21 protein-coding genes, 1 tRNA gene and 1 pseudogene are annotated in these 15,321 nt (G+C 57.6%); 17 read left to right on the forward strand and 6 right to left on the reverse strand.

Annotated elements, in window-relative coordinates:
• Positions 1-53: 53 nt before the first annotated feature.
• Together FN828_RS04975 and FN828_RS04980 are read right to left on the reverse strand one after the other, a co-directional pair.
• A complete protein-coding gene (locus tag FN828_RS04975) occupies positions 54-1,061 on the reverse strand; it encodes an ArsJ-associated glyceraldehyde-3-phosphate dehydrogenase (RefSeq protein ID WP_142492304.1) in 1,008 nt (335 codons plus the stop codon).
• Between the two features lie 3 nt (positions 1,062-1,064).
• Entirely contained in the window at positions 1,065-1,907 is an 843-nt protein-coding gene (locus FN828_RS04980; protein WP_142492305.1) for a metalloregulator ArsR/SmtB family transcription factor, read from the reverse strand.
• A 139-nt stretch (positions 1,908-2,046) separates the two neighbouring features.
• Here FN828_RS04980 and FN828_RS04985 point away from each other — a divergent pair, with 139 nt between their 5' ends.
• From FN828_RS04985 to FN828_RS05015, 8 genes are all read left to right on the forward strand, one after another.
• The gene (locus FN828_RS04985; RefSeq protein ID WP_142492306.1) at positions 2,047-2,343 is read left to right on the forward strand and encodes an ArsR/SmtB family transcription factor; all 297 of its coding nucleotides are present in this window, start codon (positions 2,047-2,049) and stop codon (positions 2,341-2,343) included.
• Positions 2,340-3,401, forward strand: a complete 1,062-nt coding sequence (locus FN828_RS04990; protein WP_142492307.1) for a permease — start codon at positions 2,340-2,342, stop codon at positions 3,399-3,401. The genes FN828_RS04985 and FN828_RS04990 overlap by 4 nt, the downstream gene beginning before the upstream one ends.
• Positions 3,402-3,413: 12 nt before the next feature.
• Positions 3,414-3,650: a thioredoxin family protein gene (locus FN828_RS04995; RefSeq protein WP_142492308.1), complete on the forward strand. Its 237-nt coding sequence runs from the start codon at positions 3,414-3,416 to the stop codon at positions 3,648-3,650.
• Positions 3,651-3,662: 12 nt separating this feature from the next.
• Positions 3,663-3,788: a hypothetical protein gene (locus tag FN828_RS20965; protein ID WP_268987198.1), complete on the forward strand. Its 126-nt coding sequence runs from the start codon at positions 3,663-3,665 to the stop codon at positions 3,786-3,788.
• 119 nt (positions 3,789-3,907) lie between these two features.
• Complete coding sequence (locus FN828_RS05000; RefSeq protein ID WP_142492309.1) at positions 3,908-4,258, forward strand: hypothetical protein; 351 nt, start codon at positions 3,908-3,910, stop codon at positions 4,256-4,258.
• 300 nt (positions 4,259-4,558) lie between these two features.
• Entirely contained in the window at positions 4,559-4,813 is a 255-nt protein-coding gene (locus tag FN828_RS05005) for a type II toxin-antitoxin system RelE family toxin (RefSeq protein WP_142492310.1), read from the forward strand.
• A gap of 5 nt (positions 4,814-4,818) precedes the next feature.
• Positions 4,819-5,175, forward strand: a complete 357-nt coding sequence (locus FN828_RS05010; protein ID WP_142492311.1) for a helix-turn-helix transcriptional regulator — start codon at positions 4,819-4,821, stop codon at positions 5,173-5,175.
• Between the two features lie 52 nt (positions 5,176-5,227).
• A complete protein-coding gene (locus FN828_RS05015) occupies positions 5,228-6,010 on the forward strand; it encodes a YdcF family protein (protein WP_142492312.1) in 783 nt (260 codons plus the stop codon).
• A 3-nt stretch (positions 6,011-6,013) separates the two neighbouring features.
• On the opposite strand, the gene galU is transcribed toward FN828_RS05015, so the two are convergent.
• The 3 genes from galU to nusG all read right to left on the reverse strand — a co-directional run bounded on the left by galU (position 6,014) and on the right by nusG (position 8,452).
• Positions 6,014-6,838, reverse strand: a complete 825-nt coding sequence (gene galU, locus FN828_RS05020; protein WP_142492313.1) for a UTP--glucose-1-phosphate uridylyltransferase GalU — start codon at positions 6,836-6,838, stop codon at positions 6,014-6,016.
• A gap of 15 nt (positions 6,839-6,853) precedes the next feature.
• Entirely contained in the window at positions 6,854-7,870 is a 1,017-nt protein-coding gene (gene galE, locus FN828_RS05025; protein WP_142492314.1) for a UDP-glucose 4-epimerase GalE, read from the reverse strand.
• Positions 7,871-7,939: 69 nt separating this feature from the next.
• Entirely contained in the window at positions 7,940-8,452 is a 513-nt protein-coding gene (gene nusG, locus FN828_RS05030) for a transcription termination/antitermination protein NusG (RefSeq protein WP_142492315.1), read from the reverse strand.
• Positions 8,453-8,668: 216 nt separating this feature from the next.
• Between nusG and FN828_RS05035 the strand changes: the two genes are divergently transcribed.
• The 4 genes from FN828_RS05035 to FN828_RS05050 all read left to right on the forward strand — a co-directional run bounded on the left by FN828_RS05035 (position 8,669) and on the right by FN828_RS05050 (position 11,298).
• The gene (locus FN828_RS05035) at positions 8,669-10,219 is read left to right on the forward strand and encodes a recombinase family protein (protein ID WP_268987199.1); all 1,551 of its coding nucleotides are present in this window, start codon (positions 8,669-8,671) and stop codon (positions 10,217-10,219) included.
• A gap of 70 nt (positions 10,220-10,289) precedes the next feature.
• The gene (locus FN828_RS05040; protein ID WP_221930529.1) at positions 10,290-10,703 is read left to right on the forward strand and encodes a ParB N-terminal domain-containing protein; all 414 of its coding nucleotides are present in this window, start codon (positions 10,290-10,292) and stop codon (positions 10,701-10,703) included.
• A gap of 17 nt (positions 10,704-10,720) precedes the next feature.
• Positions 10,721-10,912: a hypothetical protein gene (locus FN828_RS05045; RefSeq protein WP_142492316.1), complete on the forward strand. Its 192-nt coding sequence runs from the start codon at positions 10,721-10,723 to the stop codon at positions 10,910-10,912.
• Positions 10,909-11,298, forward strand: coding sequence for a hypothetical protein (locus FN828_RS05050; RefSeq protein ID WP_142492317.1), 390 nt, complete (start codon positions 10,909-10,911; stop codon positions 11,296-11,298). Before FN828_RS05045 ends, FN828_RS05050 begins: the two co-directional genes overlap by 4 nt.
• Positions 11,299-11,670: 372 nt before the next feature.
• Here the strand turns inward: FN828_RS05050 and FN828_RS05055 are convergent.
• Positions 11,671-11,760: transfer RNA gene (locus FN828_RS05055), tRNA-Ser, on the reverse strand.
• 134 nt (positions 11,761-11,894) lie between these two features.
• Here FN828_RS05055 and FN828_RS05060 point away from each other — a divergent pair.
• From FN828_RS05060 to FN828_RS05080, 5 genes and pseudogenes are all read left to right on the forward strand, one after another.
• Complete coding sequence (locus FN828_RS05060; protein WP_142492318.1) at positions 11,895-12,731, forward strand: DUF2059 domain-containing protein; 837 nt, start codon at positions 11,895-11,897, stop codon at positions 12,729-12,731.
• A 25-nt stretch (positions 12,732-12,756) separates the two neighbouring features.
• Positions 12,757-13,578 (forward strand): hypothetical protein, encoded by an 822-nt coding sequence (locus FN828_RS05065; protein ID WP_142492319.1) that lies wholly within the window; start codon positions 12,757-12,759, stop codon positions 13,576-13,578.
• Between the two features lie 199 nt (positions 13,579-13,777).
• Positions 13,778-14,149: pseudogene (gene rplU, locus FN828_RS05070) on the forward strand (50S ribosomal protein L21); the annotation flags it as partial.
• A gap of 19 nt (positions 14,150-14,168) precedes the next feature.
• Positions 14,169-14,438: a 50S ribosomal protein L27 gene (gene rpmA, locus FN828_RS05075; RefSeq protein WP_142492320.1), complete on the forward strand. Its 270-nt coding sequence runs from the start codon at positions 14,169-14,171 to the stop codon at positions 14,436-14,438.
• Between the two features lie 319 nt (positions 14,439-14,757).
• Positions 14,758-15,297, forward strand: coding sequence for a GNAT family N-acetyltransferase (locus FN828_RS05080; RefSeq protein WP_142492321.1), 540 nt, complete (start codon positions 14,758-14,760; stop codon positions 15,295-15,297).
• Positions 15,298-15,321: the final 24 nt, after the last annotated feature.

Below are 15,321 nucleotides of genomic sequence, written 5' to 3' on the forward strand. Positions count from 1 at the left end.
CGCCGTCACTGCCGCATAGGCGCGCAAAGGGTTGGGCAGAACGGTTCCGTCGCTCACATCGACCCCGCGACCATGCGGGTGATGTCGGCCAGACGGCACGCATAACCCCATTCGTTGTCGTACCACGCGTAGATTTTCACCTGCGTGCCATTGATCACCATTGTTGACGGCCCATCAATGATGGATGAGCGCGGATCGTTGGTGAAATCGCACGACACCAGCGGTCGTGCCTCGAAACCCAGAATATCCTTGAGCGATCCCTCGGCGGCGGCCTTGAACAGGGCGTTGACCTCTTCGGCAGTGGTTTCGCGCTCTACCTCGAACACGCAATCGGTCAGAGAAGCGTTGAGCAACGGCACGCGCACGGCATGGCCGTTCAATCGGCCCTTGAGTTCCGGATAGATCAACGTGATCGCAGTGGCCGAGCCTGTAGTCGTCGGGATCAGGTTCATCAGCGCCGAACGGGCGCGGCGCATGTCCTTGGCTGGGCGGTCGAAGATGGTCTGGGTGTTGGTCACGTCATGGATTGTGGTGATGGAGCCGTGCTTGATCCCTAGGTTTTCGTGGATCACCTTTACGACCGGCGCGAGGCAGTTTGTCGTGCAAGACGCCGCGGTGACAAGGTTTTGCGATCCGTCGTACAGGTCATGGTTCACGCCATAGACGATGTTCAGCGCCCCACCGTCTTTTACGGGTGCGCTGACCACCACTTTTGCTACTCCGGCCGCATAATAGGGGGCGACTTTTGCGGCGGTTTTGAAGACACCTGTACAGTCAATCACCAGATCAACGCCCAATTCCTTGAGGGGCAGGGCTTCGATGGTTTTCTCATGCGTCAGGCGGATGCGTTGGCCGTTCAGGTCCAGTGCGCCATCGGCTGCGGCCACCGGCGTGCGCCAGCGGCCATGAACCGAGTCGAACTCTATCAAGAGTGCGTGCTGCTCGGGATCACCGACAGGGTCGTTGAGCAGAACGATGTCACCCCCCGCGCCAGTGTCGATAAGGTCGCGCAGGACGAGTTTGCCAATCCGACCGAGGCCGTTAATAGCGATACGAGGCATGGATCAGTCTTTCGCTAGGGCGTCAGCATCAATGGCATCGACGCGGGTTTGCAGGGCCAGCCGGTCGAGGCTGCTAAAGGGAAGTTCGACAAATGCCGAGATACGACGGCGCAGAGCGCCGTAGGTTTGCGCAAAGACCAAAGCCTTTTCAGAGTCGGTGCCGGTGGCCTTTACCGGGTCTGGCAAACCCCAATGGCCGGTGAATGGCTGACCCGGCCACGGAGGGCATTCTTCGGCTGCTGCCGTGTCGCAGACGGTAAAGACAAAATCCATCACCGGGGCGCCGGGCTGTTGAAATTCGGAGATGTCCTTGGCGTGCAGGGTCGCGGTGTCATGCCCGTTTCGCTCTAGCACTTCCAGCGCGAAGGGGTTCGGGGCGGTGCCGGGGCGGGTGCCGGCAGAGAAGGCGTTGAACTTGTCTTTCCCCAGATCGCGCAACAGCGCCTCGGCAAAGAGCGAACGGGCCGAGTTGCCCGAGCAGATGAAGAGGACGTTCCAGATCTTGTCACCCATGATCAGGGTCTCCTTGGCGGTCGTGGTGAGCGATGAGAGCAGTTCTGGCCGTGCGCGCCCGACATCAAGCGCCAGATAGCCGATCAGCCCCTCGGTTGTATCAAGGTTCACGGAATAGAAGAGTGAGCGCCCCTGTCGTTCGACCTGCACAAGCCCTGCGGATGTCAGGTCCGAGAGGTGGTGCGAGAGCGTATTGGCCTTTAACCCAAGCGCCCCGGCGATTTCGGTCGGACGCACGCCCCGAGGGGCAAAACGCATCAGCAGCCGAAACACGGTGAGGCGGTCGGGATGACCGAGGATTGCGAAAGCATGGGCGGCATTAATCTTTTCCATAATTCCGGAAAATAGGAATTAGTAAGCCTGTAGTCCAGTGAAAGTTTTATGACAAAGAAGGGGTGGGCCGTGCCTATCTGATTCAAATCAAGGCCGCCGTCCCCGCATATGCGCAAATGCGCATAAAGGGAGTATGACAATGATTCTGCCTGTTCTTCTGGCGATAGCAGAGCCAACCCGTCTTCAGGCGCTGCGCTTGCTGGCCGATGGCTCCGAGCATTGCGTGTGCGAGTTGATGTGCAAACTTGATGCTACGCAAAGCCGTATGTCCCGGCACATGCAAACTCTGAAACAGGCAGGGCTGGTGGTGGATCGACGCGATGCGCAATGGGTCCGCTATCGCTTGAATTCGGACATGGCACCGGACGTTCGTACCGTGATCGACGCGGTCCTTGCTGCTGGCGCAGGTGAAGCTGACGAAAGGAAAGTCGCATGAGCGCCGATGTTTCTCATCCCGTCCGTCCGGTCCGCCGCGACTGGCTTTGGCACGCTGGCGTTGCCGCCTTGCTGGCGGCGTGGTGGGTGATCTATCACCAGCTCATTCCCGTTTCGGAATGGGTGACGACCCTGTTCCCGGTCGACAGGCACAGCCACACCGGCGAGGCCATCGCGTTTTTCTTTTATGACGTGCCTAAAGTGATGCTGCTGCTGACGCTCATCGTGTTTGCGATGGGGATTGTGCGTAGTTTCTTTAGTCCTGAAAAGACTCGGGTGCTGCTATCGGGCAAGCGTGAGGGCGTTGGGAATGTCCTGTCTGCCGGGCTTGGTGTGCTGACGCCGTTTTGCTCTTGCTCGGCAGTGCCGCTTTTCATCGGGTTCGTTTCGGCGGGGGTGCCGCTTGGCGTGACCTTTTCGTTTCTGATCGCTGCGCCAATGGTGAACGAAGTGGCGCTCGTGCTGCTTTTTGGCCTTGTTGGCTGGCAGGTGGCGCTGACCTATCTGGCCTTTGGCCTTGGGATTGCCATCGCGGCGGGCTTCATCATCGGCAAACTGCGGCTTGAAGGCTGGCTTCAGGATTGGGTGCGCGACATTCATTCCGGGGCGAACGCACCTGTCATGATGGACGACGAACGCCTGACGATGGTGGACCGCTACAAGCTTGGTATCGAGGCGGTACGAGAGATATTCGGTAAGGTCTGGATCTGGATTATCCTGGGTATCGGTATGGGGGCGCTGATACATGGCTATGTCCCCGAGGATCTGATGGTGCGGATCATGGGGGCTGATGCCTGGTGGTCGGTGCCTGCTGCCGTGATCATGGGCATTCCCATGTACACAAACGCGGCTGGTGTGATCCCGATCATCGAGGCGCTCTTGGGCAAGGGCGCGGCGCTTGGCACTGTGCTTGCCTTCATGATGAGCGTGATCGCCCTCAGCCTGCCTGAAATGATCATCCTGCGGCAAGTCCTGACGTTGCGCCTGATCGCCGTCTTTATCGGCGTTGTGGCAAGTGGCATTCTTGCCGTTGGATTCCTCTTCAACGTGATCTTTTGAAAGGATAACCCTATGAAAACCGTCAAAGTTTACGGTCCCGGCTGCAAACGCTGCGAAACCACCGAACTCATGGTAAGGGAGGCGGCTGCGAAACTGGGCATTGAGGTCGAGATCGAAAAGGTATTCGACCCCAAGTCGATCGCCATCGCGGGCGTCATGTCTACCCCCGGCATTTCGATCGACGGGAAGCTGGTTCATGCTGGCGGCCTGCCGGATGCAGAGAAGCTGGACAGATGGCTTTCGGCATGATCGGCGCAGTTCTTGCGCCAAGCCTCCGCCGCCGCTGGCGTTGTCCCTGACACCGACCGGGCCGTGATCTGCCTTTCGCTTTACATCATGCCGCCCGGCGTGGCGCTGAATCTGCGCCCGCTGTTGCTGGTGCGCTGACCCCATCCGTCAGGGCCGTGGATAACCTGAAAGGCCCCGGTGCCTTCGGGGGCGGGGCTTTTTTCGTTGTGATTATCCAGATATGATCGAAGCAGAAACTGCAATTCGGGAAGTCTTCGTTGAATATTCTATCGCTACTTACTGCGTTCGGGCTTGGGTCAATCGTTACGGCGCTTGTTCAGGCGTGGCTGTCGAACAGGTCTAAGCGCGATGAACGAAGCTTCCGCGAAAAGCAGGCAGCATACATCGGGTTGCTGGAAGCTTATCACCGTGCCGCTGTGGAAGGGACAGATGAGGCGGCGAAAAACTTTGCGTATTGGCAAATGCGTTGTGAGTTGGTCGCGTCGGAAGCTGTTCGCAAAGCAATCGAACGGATTATCGATACGAACGATGATAAGGTCGGTCGCTCGCAAGCCCACGAAGCACTGAAAATTGCTCTGCGCACCGATTTGGGTATCACGAAAGTGTGACGCGAGGCGAGGCTGGCTTGAAAAGGGTGTGTCCCGATACTAGCGAACACAGCCTAAATATGCACTGTAATATGCAAATCTCATGTATAACAATAAATTATTTATAGAAACAGTCACTTACAAGAGTAAGTGGCGGAGGGAATGGGTCTGGGATCGGATCCTCTCTACCACCTAAGTCATTGTAATTATTGATACAGGTCTGAGTTCGAAGGTCATCCGGTTCGAATGCCACCGGGAACAAACTCTATGATCAAGATTGGTAGCCGTTGACTACACTGTTGCCACAGGCTACATAAGGCTATGAAGGAAATCGTCTACTCGAAAACCGCCCAGAAGGCGCTTGTGCGAATGCCTCGGAACTGGGCCATTCGAATTCGCGATAAGATCAGCGCGTACGCCGACGACCCGGCTTCGCAGGCGAATAATGTCAAAGCGCTGCAGGGCATGGATGGAATGCTTCGGTTGCGGGTGGGCGATTGGCGAATTGTGATGTGCGATGGTGTTGTCCTCGAGATCTTGGACATCAAGGCACGCGGCAGTGCCTACAAGGAGTGAGCGAAATGAATGAAATGGTGACCATTCCCAAAGACGAATACCTCCGCCTCAAGGCGATCGAAGAGGATATGGCCGATCTGACTAGTGCAGCCGACATCTTGTCTCGGATCAAAGCTGGAACTGAAGAGCTGATCCCCTCCGCTGTTGTCGACCGTTTACTGGCCGGTGATCCGCCCCTGTCCGTTTGGCGCGAGCACCGCAGGCTGTCTCAAGCAGAATTGGCGCGCCAGTCAGGTGTTAACCGCATCCAGATCATCGACATCGAGGCGGGGCGTAAGACCGGGTCTGCTGCCACCCTAAAGAAACTGGCCACCGCGCTGCAGGTTGACATGGATGACCTGTTCGATGACCAAGACCAGTGACATGCTGAGCAAGGGCACCGCTTCACCACCTCAAGGTAAGACTTAAAGCTCGATGGACACCCTTTTCTTCATCATTTCCAAGCTAGTCGGACTATGTCTTCAAGTCGAAACTTGGCTTGTAGTTACTCTGGCGCTTGCTGCTCTAACCGGTTTTCTAGGCCGTAAACGTCTTTCAGCTTCACTCTCAGCAGCAGCGTTTCTTGCCGTCACCTTGATCAGCATTTTCCCGATTGGCGAAGTTCTCCTCGCTCCGCTTGAAGCTGAGTATGCGAACCGAAACATTCCCGAGCAGGTCAATGGGATCATCGTTCTTGGCGGCGCCGAGTCCCCTCGGAAAACTCTGCGATGGAACCAGCCACAACTGAATGATGCATCCGAGCGCCTGATCGCGACGGCGAGCTTGGCCATCGCGCACCCTGAATCCAGGATTGTCTATGCCGGCAGAAGCGGCAGATTGCTTGATACTGTTTCAGGGCGCGCACCTCTTCCGCCAATTGCGATTGAAGTCTTCAGTTCGCTCGGGATCGATCCAGAGCGTATCATTTGGGAAGATCAGTCGCGGAATACAGCGGAAAATGCTCAGCTTTCATTCGACTTGGTCCAGCCTGCGCCGGGTGAAATTTGGGTCCTGGTCACAAGCGCTTTTCACATGGGCAGAGCCATGGAGAGCTTCGGGGCCGCAGGCTGGCGTAACGTCGTTCCCTATCCCGTCGATTACAGAACCGGCAGTTTCACGGGCGGGGTCGGTTGGGATTTCTCATCCAACCTGGAAGACCTGAACACTGCCATCAAGGAATGGGTGGGGCGACTGGCCTATCGCTTGACGGGCCGTTGAAGATCAAACCAAGCCGTCCCGCTCTGCCACATGCATGATGGCCTGCAAAAACCCTTTCACAGACCCGCAGTCGAACCGCTGGCCATTCAGCGTTACGGCCTCCACCTGTCCGGCAGCGGCTTGGGTGTTGATCGCGTCTGCCAATTGGATTTCACCGCCCGCACCGGGCGCTTGACCACGCAGGATCTCGAAAATGTCAGGCGTCAGGACATAGCGGCCGATTGAAGCCAGATTTGACGGCGCCTGCTCAAAGGCGGGCTTTTCCACGAGGCCCGCGACACTGCCAGCGGCCGCGCCGGGCTGCACCACACCGTATTTCGAGATGTCCGGTCCATTGACCTCCATGACCGACAGTTGCGTGCGGCCTGAGGCCTCGTAGCTTTTTACAAGACCAGCGGTCACACTCGCCCCCTCGTAGGTCAAGAAGTCGTCGGCCAAGAGCACCGCAAAGGGATGATCCCCCACAGCGCGCTCGGCACACAAGACGGCATGCCCCAAACCCAACTGCTCCGGCTGACGAACAAAGATGCATTCTACGCCAGACGGCAGGATGTTGCGCACCATGTCTGCTTGGTCCATCTTGCCCTTGACTCGTAGTGCGGCCTCAAGCTCCTGATTGCTGTCAAAATGATCCTCGATCGCCCGCTTGTTGCGCCCCGTCACAAAGATCAGCGTGTCGATCCCTGCCGCGATGGCCTCTTCGGCCGCATATTGGATGAGCGGCTTGTCGACGATCGGCAGCAGCTCCTTCGGCATAGCCTTGGTGGCCGGCAAGAAACGGGTGCCGAAACCGGCAACGGGAAACACAGCTTTGCGAACGGGTTTCATAATAAGGGTTCTCAATTATTTCTGGGTGTAGCCATTGGGATTGGTGGATTGCCAGTTCCAGGTGGTCCTGCACATGTCGGCAACGTCCAGCTTGGCTTTCCACCCGAGAAGGCGCTCGGCTTTGTCTACCGCCGCTAAACTGCGCGCCACATCGCCTGCTCGGCGTGGCCCAATCTTATAGGGCACCGCGCGCCCGGAGGCATGCTCAAACGCTTTCACCATCTCAAGCACCGTGGCGCCGTGGCCCGTGCCAACATTTATGGCCTCGCACCCCGTGGCGGTCGCAGAAAAATCAATAGCGGCCAAATGGGCCCGCGCCAGATCTTCGACATGGATGTAATCGCGCTCCCCGGTTCCATCTCGAGTTGCATAATCCGCGCCAAAAACATTCAGGTACTTCAAACGCCCAACCGCGACCTGCGAGATGTACGGAACGAGATTGTTCGGAATGCCATTGGGATCTTCACCGATGCGGCCCGAAGCATCCGCTCCCACCGGATTGAAATACCGCAGCAACACTGCACTTGCGTCTTTCCAGGATGCAGCCCAATCGCGAATAATTTCCTCGATAAAATACTTGGTGCGACCGTAAGGGTTCGTCGGCTGCAGCGGGTGTTGCTCGTCGTAAGGTAAATATTTTGCCTCCCCATAGACTGTCGCTGACGAGGAAAAGACGATCCGGCGACAATCGTGCCGTTGCATGGCTTTCAACAACTCAATCGAACCAGAAACATTCTGCGCATAATATTCGAGCGGCCTTTCGTTGGATTCCCCGACAGCCTTTAGACCCGCGAAATGAATAACAGCCTCAGGTCTGAAGCTTCCAAATGCTTCGCACAGTTTATAAGCGTCCTGAATATCACCTTCACAGATTTCGAAGTCGGCATTTGCCAGCTGTTTAACGCGACTCAACGCCTCTGGGGAGCTGTTCGAATAGTTATCGTACACGAGAACGTCATGGCGCTCCCGCAGGAGCTGCAGCAACGTGTGGCTTCCAATATAGCCTGCTCCGCCAGTGACCAAGATTTTCATTTGAGCTCTGCCAATATTTTCAATGTTATGTGCCGTTAGCGTGGGAGGCTCCAGCAGTTCAATGCTTTGTTACACGGACCGCAACTGATCCGCACCGACGGCCACGCGGGTCTGACCGCCCATGATCTCCATCAGCACCCAAACGCGCCGGTCTGGAGCGATCTTTTCCACCTCTGCCACAAAATTGGCAAAGGGTCCCTTGGTCAGCGTCACCTGGTCACCCGGCTTGAGGAGCTTCGGCGGCAGCAGCTTGCCCTTCGCATCGCAGCGAAGCATCAGCTGCGAGACAAGATCCAGCGGCACGGCCGTCGGCTCTTTCCCGAAGCTCACCAGCCGGGTGATGCCGTAGGTTGAGTTGACCGTCCGCCAGAACCCGCGGGCCGCATCGAAGGCCACAAAGATGTAGCCCGGGAACAGTGGCCGCATGGCGGTGACGAACTTGCCATTGCGCTGGCGTGTCTCCTCTTCCATCGGCAGGAAGGTTTGGAAGCCTTGGCGCTTGAGGTTCTTGTCCGCGATGTTGGCGCAGTTCGGCTTCAGCTGCGCCAGAAACCAGCTTGTGCCGCGATCATGGAATGTCATCTCGAACCCTCATTAAAACTCTACCGCCCACATATCGCTCGAACTTGAACAGATGCAAGTATGGTTTTCCGGGTGTGATGTGACATTTTGATGAAGATAATGGCGCCTTCACCGCGCAGGACGTTGATATAATGGAATAATCCAGCACTATCAGCTTGATACGCTTTGAAGCCCGAGCAAACGTCCGACCGACTTGACGACGGATCGGAGGCTGAGTTGGACGGAAGCGGCGAGATTACCGAGTTTCGGGCGGCGCAATATGTGCGCATGTCGACGGAGCACCAGCAGTATTCAACGCACAACCAGTCCGACAAGATCCGCGAATATGCCGAAAAGCGCGGCATCGAGATCATCAAGACCTACGCCGATGACGGCAAGAGCGGTCTTTCCATCGGCGGGCGCGCTGCCCTGCAGCAGCTGATTGCGGATGTAGAATCCGGCGCGGCCGACTTCAACGTGATCCTGGTCTATGACGTCAGCCGCTGGGGCCGGTTTCAGGACGCCGATGAAAGCGCCTATTACGAATACATCTGCAAGCGCGCCGGGATAAACGTCGCCTATTGCGCCGAGCAGTTCGAGAATGACGGCTCGCCCGTTTCGACGATCGTCAAAGGCGTCAAACGCGCCATGGCGGGAGAATACAGCCGGGAGCTTTCGGTCAAGGTCTTCGCCGGCCAGTGCCGTCTGATTGAGCTGGGCTTCCGCCAGGGCGGCGCAGCCGGGTTCGGGTTGCGCCGGGTGCTTGTGAACGAGCGCGGCGAGATCAAGGGCGAGTTGAAGCGCGGCGAGCATAAATCGCTGCAGACCGACCGCGTCATCCTGATGCCCGGGCCCGACGAAGAAGTGGCCTGGGTCAACAAGATATATCGCTGGCTGATCGAGGAGGACCTGTCCTTCCGCGAGATCGCCGACCGCCTGAATGAGGAAGGTGTGACCACCGATCTGGATCGGCCTTGGAATTCCGGCACGGTGCGCACGGTTTTGACCAATGAAAAATACATCGGCAACAACGTCTACAACCGGTCCTCCTTCAAGCTGAAGAAGCTGCATGTGGAAAACCCGCCCGACATGTGGGTGCGCAAGGAAGGCGCGTTCGAGGGGATTGTGCCTCTCGAGTTCTTCCTAACCGCCCAGGAAATCATCACGGCGCGATCTGCCCGCCTGTCAGACGAAGAACTGCTGGATCACCTGAAACGGCTTTATGCGGACGCGGGTCAGCTTTCTGGGGTACTGATCGACCAGACACCGGACATGCCCTCCTCTTCAGCCTATCGAAACCGGTTTGGCTCGCTCGCCCGAGCCTATGAGATGATTGGCTATCGCTCGGATCGGGATCAGGAGCGGATCGCGCTGAACAAGCGCTTGCGCGGGATGCATCCGGAGATCATCGCCCGCACGGAGGCGGCGATCGCGGAGGTGGGCGGAACGGTGGTGCGTGATCCCAAGACCGACCTGCTGATCATCAACGATGAAATGGTCGTCAGCCTGGTTCTGGCGCGTTGCCAGCCTCAGGGCGACGGCCGCCTGCGCTGGCGGATCCGGTTTGATCCGATGCGCTATCAGGCTGACGTCACACTGGCGGTGCGGCTCGATCCCAACAACCGCGAGGAGCTCGATTACTACCTGCTGCCTTGGCTCGATCTGCCCCGGCAGGAAATCCGCCTCTGCAATCGCACCAGCATCGCCTTCGAGGCATTCCGGTTTGAGGACCTCGGCTTTTTCTACGGCATGGCCGAACGGGTCGGCATACGTCGGAAATGGGGGTGAGGATTGGGATGATGAAAATCAACAAGAGCACAAATCATGAACAATTGCGCAAGAAAAGGAAACCACACCCATGATGACAGACACACCCGAGAGCGTCACACTGGTCCCCATCGACCGGATCGAGGTCCTGAATTCGCGGGACCGCAACATGAAGGTCTTCGAGGAGATCGTCGAAAACATCCGCTCCATCGGCCTCAAAAAGCCGATCACCGTTACCGAGCGCGAAGGCGCCGATGGGGCGCCCGCCTATTTGCTGGTCTGCGGCGAAGGGCGATTGAACGCCTTCCGGCTGCTGGGCGAAAGCCACATCCCGGCGTTGGTGGTCAATGTCAGCGATGAAGACGCCTTCATCATGTCGCTGGCCGAAAACATCGCCCGGCGGGGCCACCGCCCGCTAGAGATCCTGGCCGACATCGAGCTTTTGCTGGCGCGGGACTACACCATCGATGACATCATCACCCGCACGGGGCTTCTCGCGACATAACTCTAGACGATGCGCGCATGGCGCTACAGCAATTCGATCCGTTGTGGGATGAACTCTTCCCGGCCGAGCAGACACGCATCATCGCCCTGAGCGTTAAGCGAGTCGACATTGGCACCGATGCCATCAGCGTCCGGATGCGCATCGATGGGCTCGCGGAGTTGGCCCAAGAACTGATGCAAAGCGCTGAAGATAAGGATGCTGCTGCATGAGCAAGAAACCCATTATCCCCGAAACTGTGACCGTCACCATTCCATTCCGCGTGGCAAAGCGCGGTGGTCGCAAGGAGGTCCAACTTCCGGCAGGTACGAACAATCGCAGCCCTGACTACACACTGATCAAGGCGGTGGCGCGCGCCTATCGGTGGCGCCAAATCCTTGAGGATGGCGACATGGGAACGATCGCCGAATTGGCGAAGTACGAGAAGATCTCACCATCATATCTAACGCGTGTGATGCGGCTCACTTTGCTGGCACCGGACATCATCGAAGCGATCCTGGACGGAAACCCGCCGTCAATAGGCATGACGGAACTGCTTGATCCGATGACGCACGTTTGGGCCGAGCAACGGTCGGCGCTTGGCTACAAAGGCAGATAGCAATCGGCAAACCCTCACCAAAAAGCCGTTTCAAGTCGATGATTTGGAACGGCTTTTGTATTTTCACGAAAGCAAAATAGGCGCTGCGTGATCAAAGATTTGGACGCGAGTCGCTGGGGCCATTCGCATGACTCTGCTCGGAGCCCGCGAAAGTGGGACATTTTTTTGATTCAGTTCCAGCAAGTTACTGAAACCGTATTGAAAAATGTGTGGTGAACAGGTCCGGAGAAAATAGGGGGGAGAGAGCGCTTATGTGGGGTCGCCAAGGGGATTTCGGTGTATTATCCACCACCACCCAAGCGCCATAACCCTTTAATATAAGGGAAAATTTTGGAGTCTGGACCGCCTGGAGAAAGGGTCCCATAAGCAGGGTGGCGGAGAGACAGGGATTCGAACCCTGGGTACCCTTGCAGGTACAACGGTTTTCGAGACCGCCCCGTTCGACCACTCCGGCACCTCTCCGCGGGGGTCTGTGGAAGGTGCGTTTAATGGCTCTTTCTGGTGGTGGCAAGGCGATTTGCATTGTTTCCGCAAAGTTTTTTTCTAACTCTGTTTTATGAGGCGAAAAAAGCGAAGGAAAACAGCGGGTGGCGGCTATGATACAAAGGGTTTTTGCGGGGTTCGTCCTGTGTTTGGTGCTGTTGGCGGGCAATGGGGCCGTTGCGGCGGATCGGGCGGCGGTTCTGACCTTTCTAAAGGTGACTGGCTTTGATGCGGCTTTGGATTCGATTGGTATCGGGGCGGAAAACGCCCCGGCGATTCTGGGGCAGGAACCGGGTGAGTTCGGTATCGTCTGGCAAAAGATGGTGGCCGAGGTGATGGACCCGCAGGATATTCAGGACACCGCCGTGTCGATGTTGGAACAAACGCTGGACCCTGGGTTACTGGATCATGCAATGGCGTTTTACGGGTCCGATCTGGGGCAACGGCTGGTGGCGGCAGAAAACGCCGCCCATCTGGAGAAAGGTGAGGATGGCAAGGACGAGGCGGGCGCGGCCTTGGTTGCGGCCTTGATGCGGGCCGGAGAGGCGGGGCGGGCGCGGCTGGAGTATTTTCAGCGCATGAACGATGCGATCGATTCCAGCGATATGGCCCTGAAGGCCATGCAGGAAATCCAGATACGGTTTTTGATGGCGGCGGCTGCGCATGGGGTGATCGAATTGCGCATGGACGAGGCTGATATGCGCGAATTGTTTCACCGGCAAGAACCGCAGATGCGGGCCACGATGAAGGCGTCGGCGCTGGTAAATGCGGCCTATACCTATCAGGCGTTTTCAGATGATGAGGTGCGGCGCTATACCGACGCGCTGGAAACCGCCGACATGCAGCGCGTCTATGAGTTGATGAATTCCGTGCATTACGAGATTATGGCATCGCGGTTTGAAATGCTTGCGGCGCGGATGGCGGGGCTTCGGCCCTCGCAGGAACTGTGACGACGCGGGTCTTGGTTCGGGGTGAATGGTGCGAAGGTTGCTATTGGGGATCATGGTCTGGCTGGCGTGGGGGCCGGTTGGGTATGCGGATGATGTGACCGGGGTTGCCCGGCTGATGCAGCTTTTGCGGATGGACGAAACCGTCGAAGTCATGCGGCTGGAGGGGCTGAAGTTCGGTCACGATCTGGGGCGGGACATGCTGCCGGGCGGCGGCGGGACAGTCTGGGCCACGCAGGTCGAGCGGCTGTATGATGTGGATAGAATGCAGCGTCTGGTCGAAACGACCTTTGCCGCGGCGCTGGACGGGGTGGATACCGCGCCGCTGACTATGTTTTTCGCCAGCGATTTGGGGCAGCGTATCATCGAGGGCGAGTTATCGACCCGGCGCTTGTTCCTGTCCCCGGAAGAAGAGCAGGTCGCGCGCGAGGCGTTTTCACAACTGGACCCCGACACAACCCCGATGATTGCGGCGATTGCCGCGTATATGCGGACGAACGATCTGGTGGATTATAATGTCGTCGGGGTAATGAATGCCAATTACGCCTTCTATCGCGGTTTGGCGGATGGCGGGATGATACAGATGAGCGAGGATGAAATCCTGTCCGAGGCCTGGGCGTCCGAGGCTGAAACCCGCACCGATACCCGCGAATGGCTGTTTGCGTATCTGCTGCAATCCTATTCCGGTCTGACGCCCGAAGACATGACGCGGTACACCGAATTGTCCGCCACACCCGAAGGGCAGGCGTTGAACCGGGCCTTGTTCGCCGGGTTCGATCAGATGTATGGCGAATTGTCATTCGGCTTGGGGCTGGCCATATCCGCACAAGGGCAGGGCGAAGAACTGTGATTGGTGGAAATCGCGTTGTTTTTCAGGCGCAGGCTTGACTTGTGGGGCAATCCTGTGGATAAGCGCACATCTCGGGCAGGGGATTCCTTGCCCGTATTTATTGTCAATGACGCCCTAAAGGGCGCGCTGTTCGAGGTGGCTTTGGCCGGAAATTCCCCAAAAGGGAAACCACAGAACGCGGGAAATGAAGGAAAAGCAAATGTTTGCGGTCCTCAAAACCGGCGGCAAGCAGTACAAGGTTCAGGCGGGCGATGTGCTGCGCGTTGAAAAATTGGCTGCCGACGCAGGTGAAAAAATCCAGTTCAACGAGATTCTGATGCTGGGCGGCGATAACCTCGTCGTTGGCGCGCCTCTGGTTGATGACGCTGCCGTGCAGGCCGAAGTCGTGGATCAGATCAAGGGTGAGAAAGTCATCCATTTTGTGAAGCGTCGCCGGAAGCACAGCTCGAAGCGTACCAAGGGTCATCGTCAGCAACTGACGCTGATCAAAGTCACCGATATCCTGGCCTCGGGCGCAGGTGCATCGGGTGTCAAAGCTGCTGTTGGTGCGGGTTCCGCGCCCGTAGCCGCAGAATAAGGAGTAACGAAAGATGGCACATAAGAAAGCTGGCGGTTCATCCCGGAACGGTCGCGACTCTGACGGTCGCCGCCTTGGCGTGAAACTGTATGGCGGTCAGGCCGCTATCCCCGGTAACATCATCGCTCGTCAGCGCGGCACCAAATGGTGGCCGGGCGAGGGCGTTGGCATGGGTCGTGACCACACGATCTTTGCAACGACCGAGGGTAAAGTGACCTTCCACAAGGGCCTGAAAGGCCGCACCTTTATTTCGGTCCTGCCAGTGGCGGAGGCCGCTGAGTAAGCCGAACCTAAGGGCTAAATGCATAAGGGGATCGGCAAAACGCCGATCCCCTTTTTCGTTCAAGGAGGCAACCCATGCACGTTGCCGGACTGTTTGACAATCTGACCTGCCCCCGGCGCGCCGCATTCGGCGCGGGCTGGTATGGGATTGCGCCCTTGGACCTTTTGGATATGGCGATGGGGCGGGGGCTTGTTTCCCGCGCAAAAATAGCCATCTGTTTGACATTCTTTGGTTTTACCCTTGGTGCGGGCACTGTTGGAGGAGCAACGGCACGGACCGACGGGACATTTTCCTCAGTGCTTTTAAGAGGAGTAAGAGCATGATGCTGGACAAGATCACCAATCAGGCCGTGATTGAAACGGAACGGTTCGACCTGCGCCCGTTGCGCAAATCGGATCAGGGATTGATTTCGATGTATGGCGGCGATGCACGCGTGGCGAAAAACACGCGTTCCATCCCGCATCCCCTGCCACCGGGCGCGACCGAGGCGTTTATCACCCGTGCGCAGGCCGATGACCGGACCGCCGATGTCTGGGCGATAGACGGCACGAAATCCGGCGACCCCGAGGTGATGGGCCTGATTGAACTGGAACGTATGGACCGCGACCAGTCGGAAATCGGCTATTGGGTGGCACCGGCCTTTTGGAATACGGGGCTTGCCTCTCGGGCGGTGGCGGCGCTGATCGACGCCAATCCGCAATCGTGCAAAACCATCTTTGCCGAGGTGTTTCAGGAAAACGCCGCCTCGGCGCGGGTGCTGACGAATTGCGGCTTTGAATATCTGGGCGACGCTGAAACCTTTTCGGTTGCCCGCAATGGCAAGGTGCCGACCTGGACCTACAGCCGAAAACTGGATTGAGCAAAGACCGGATTGCGGAATGCC

Source organism: Thalassovita litoralis, from assembly GCF_900182725.1.
GTDB lineage: Bacteria > Pseudomonadota > Alphaproteobacteria > Rhodobacterales > Rhodobacteraceae > Thalassobius > Thalassobius litoralis.

Bases quoted from the DNA above. Each gene is read 5' to 3' on its own strand.
- rpmA (WP_142492320.1), top strand. From the start codon at position 14,169: ATGGCACATAAGAAAGCTGGCGGTTCATCCCGGAACGGTCGCGACTCT.
- FN828_RS05045 (WP_142492316.1), top strand. From the start codon at position 10,721: ATGGCGCTACAGCAATTCGATCCGTTGTGGGATGAACTCTTCCCGGCC.
- FN828_RS04990 (WP_142492307.1), top strand. From the start codon at position 2,340: ATGAGCGCCGATGTTTCTCATCCCGTCCGTCCGGTCCGCCGCGACTGG.
- galE (WP_142492314.1), bottom strand. From the start codon at position 7,870: ATGAAAATCTTGGTCACTGGCGGAGCAGGCTATATTGGAAGCCACACG.
- FN828_RS05015 (WP_142492312.1), top strand. From the start codon at position 5,228: ATGGACACCCTTTTCTTCATCATTTCCAAGCTAGTCGGACTATGTCTT.
- FN828_RS04995 (WP_142492308.1), top strand. From the start codon at position 3,414: ATGAAAACCGTCAAAGTTTACGGTCCCGGCTGCAAACGCTGCGAAACC.
- galU (WP_142492313.1), bottom strand. From the start codon at position 6,838: ATGAAACCCGTTCGCAAAGCTGTGTTTCCCGTTGCCGGTTTCGGCACC.
- nusG (WP_142492315.1), bottom strand. From the start codon at position 8,452: ATGACATTCCATGATCGCGGCACAAGCTGGTTTCTGGCGCAGCTGAAG.
- FN828_RS05065 (WP_142492319.1), top strand. From the start codon at position 12,757: ATGGTGCGAAGGTTGCTATTGGGGATCATGGTCTGGCTGGCGTGGGGG.
- FN828_RS05060 (WP_142492318.1), top strand. From the start codon at position 11,895: ATGATACAAAGGGTTTTTGCGGGGTTCGTCCTGTGTTTGGTGCTGTTG.
- FN828_RS04980 (WP_142492305.1), bottom strand. From the start codon at position 1,907: ATGGAAAAGATTAATGCCGCCCATGCTTTCGCAATCCTCGGTCATCCC.
- FN828_RS05040 (WP_221930529.1), top strand. From the start codon at position 10,290: ATGATGACAGACACACCCGAGAGCGTCACACTGGTCCCCATCGACCGG.
- FN828_RS05050 (WP_142492317.1), top strand. From the start codon at position 10,909: ATGAGCAAGAAACCCATTATCCCCGAAACTGTGACCGTCACCATTCCA.
- FN828_RS04975 (WP_142492304.1), bottom strand. From the start codon at position 1,061: ATGCCTCGTATCGCTATTAACGGCCTCGGTCGGATTGGCAAACTCGTC.
- FN828_RS05005 (WP_142492310.1), top strand. From the start codon at position 4,559: ATGAAGGAAATCGTCTACTCGAAAACCGCCCAGAAGGCGCTTGTGCGA.
- FN828_RS05010 (WP_142492311.1), top strand. From the start codon at position 4,819: ATGAATGAAATGGTGACCATTCCCAAAGACGAATACCTCCGCCTCAAG.
- FN828_RS04985 (WP_142492306.1), top strand. From the start codon at position 2,047: ATGATTCTGCCTGTTCTTCTGGCGATAGCAGAGCCAACCCGTCTTCAG.
- FN828_RS05080 (WP_142492321.1), top strand. From the start codon at position 14,758: ATGATGCTGGACAAGATCACCAATCAGGCCGTGATTGAAACGGAACGG.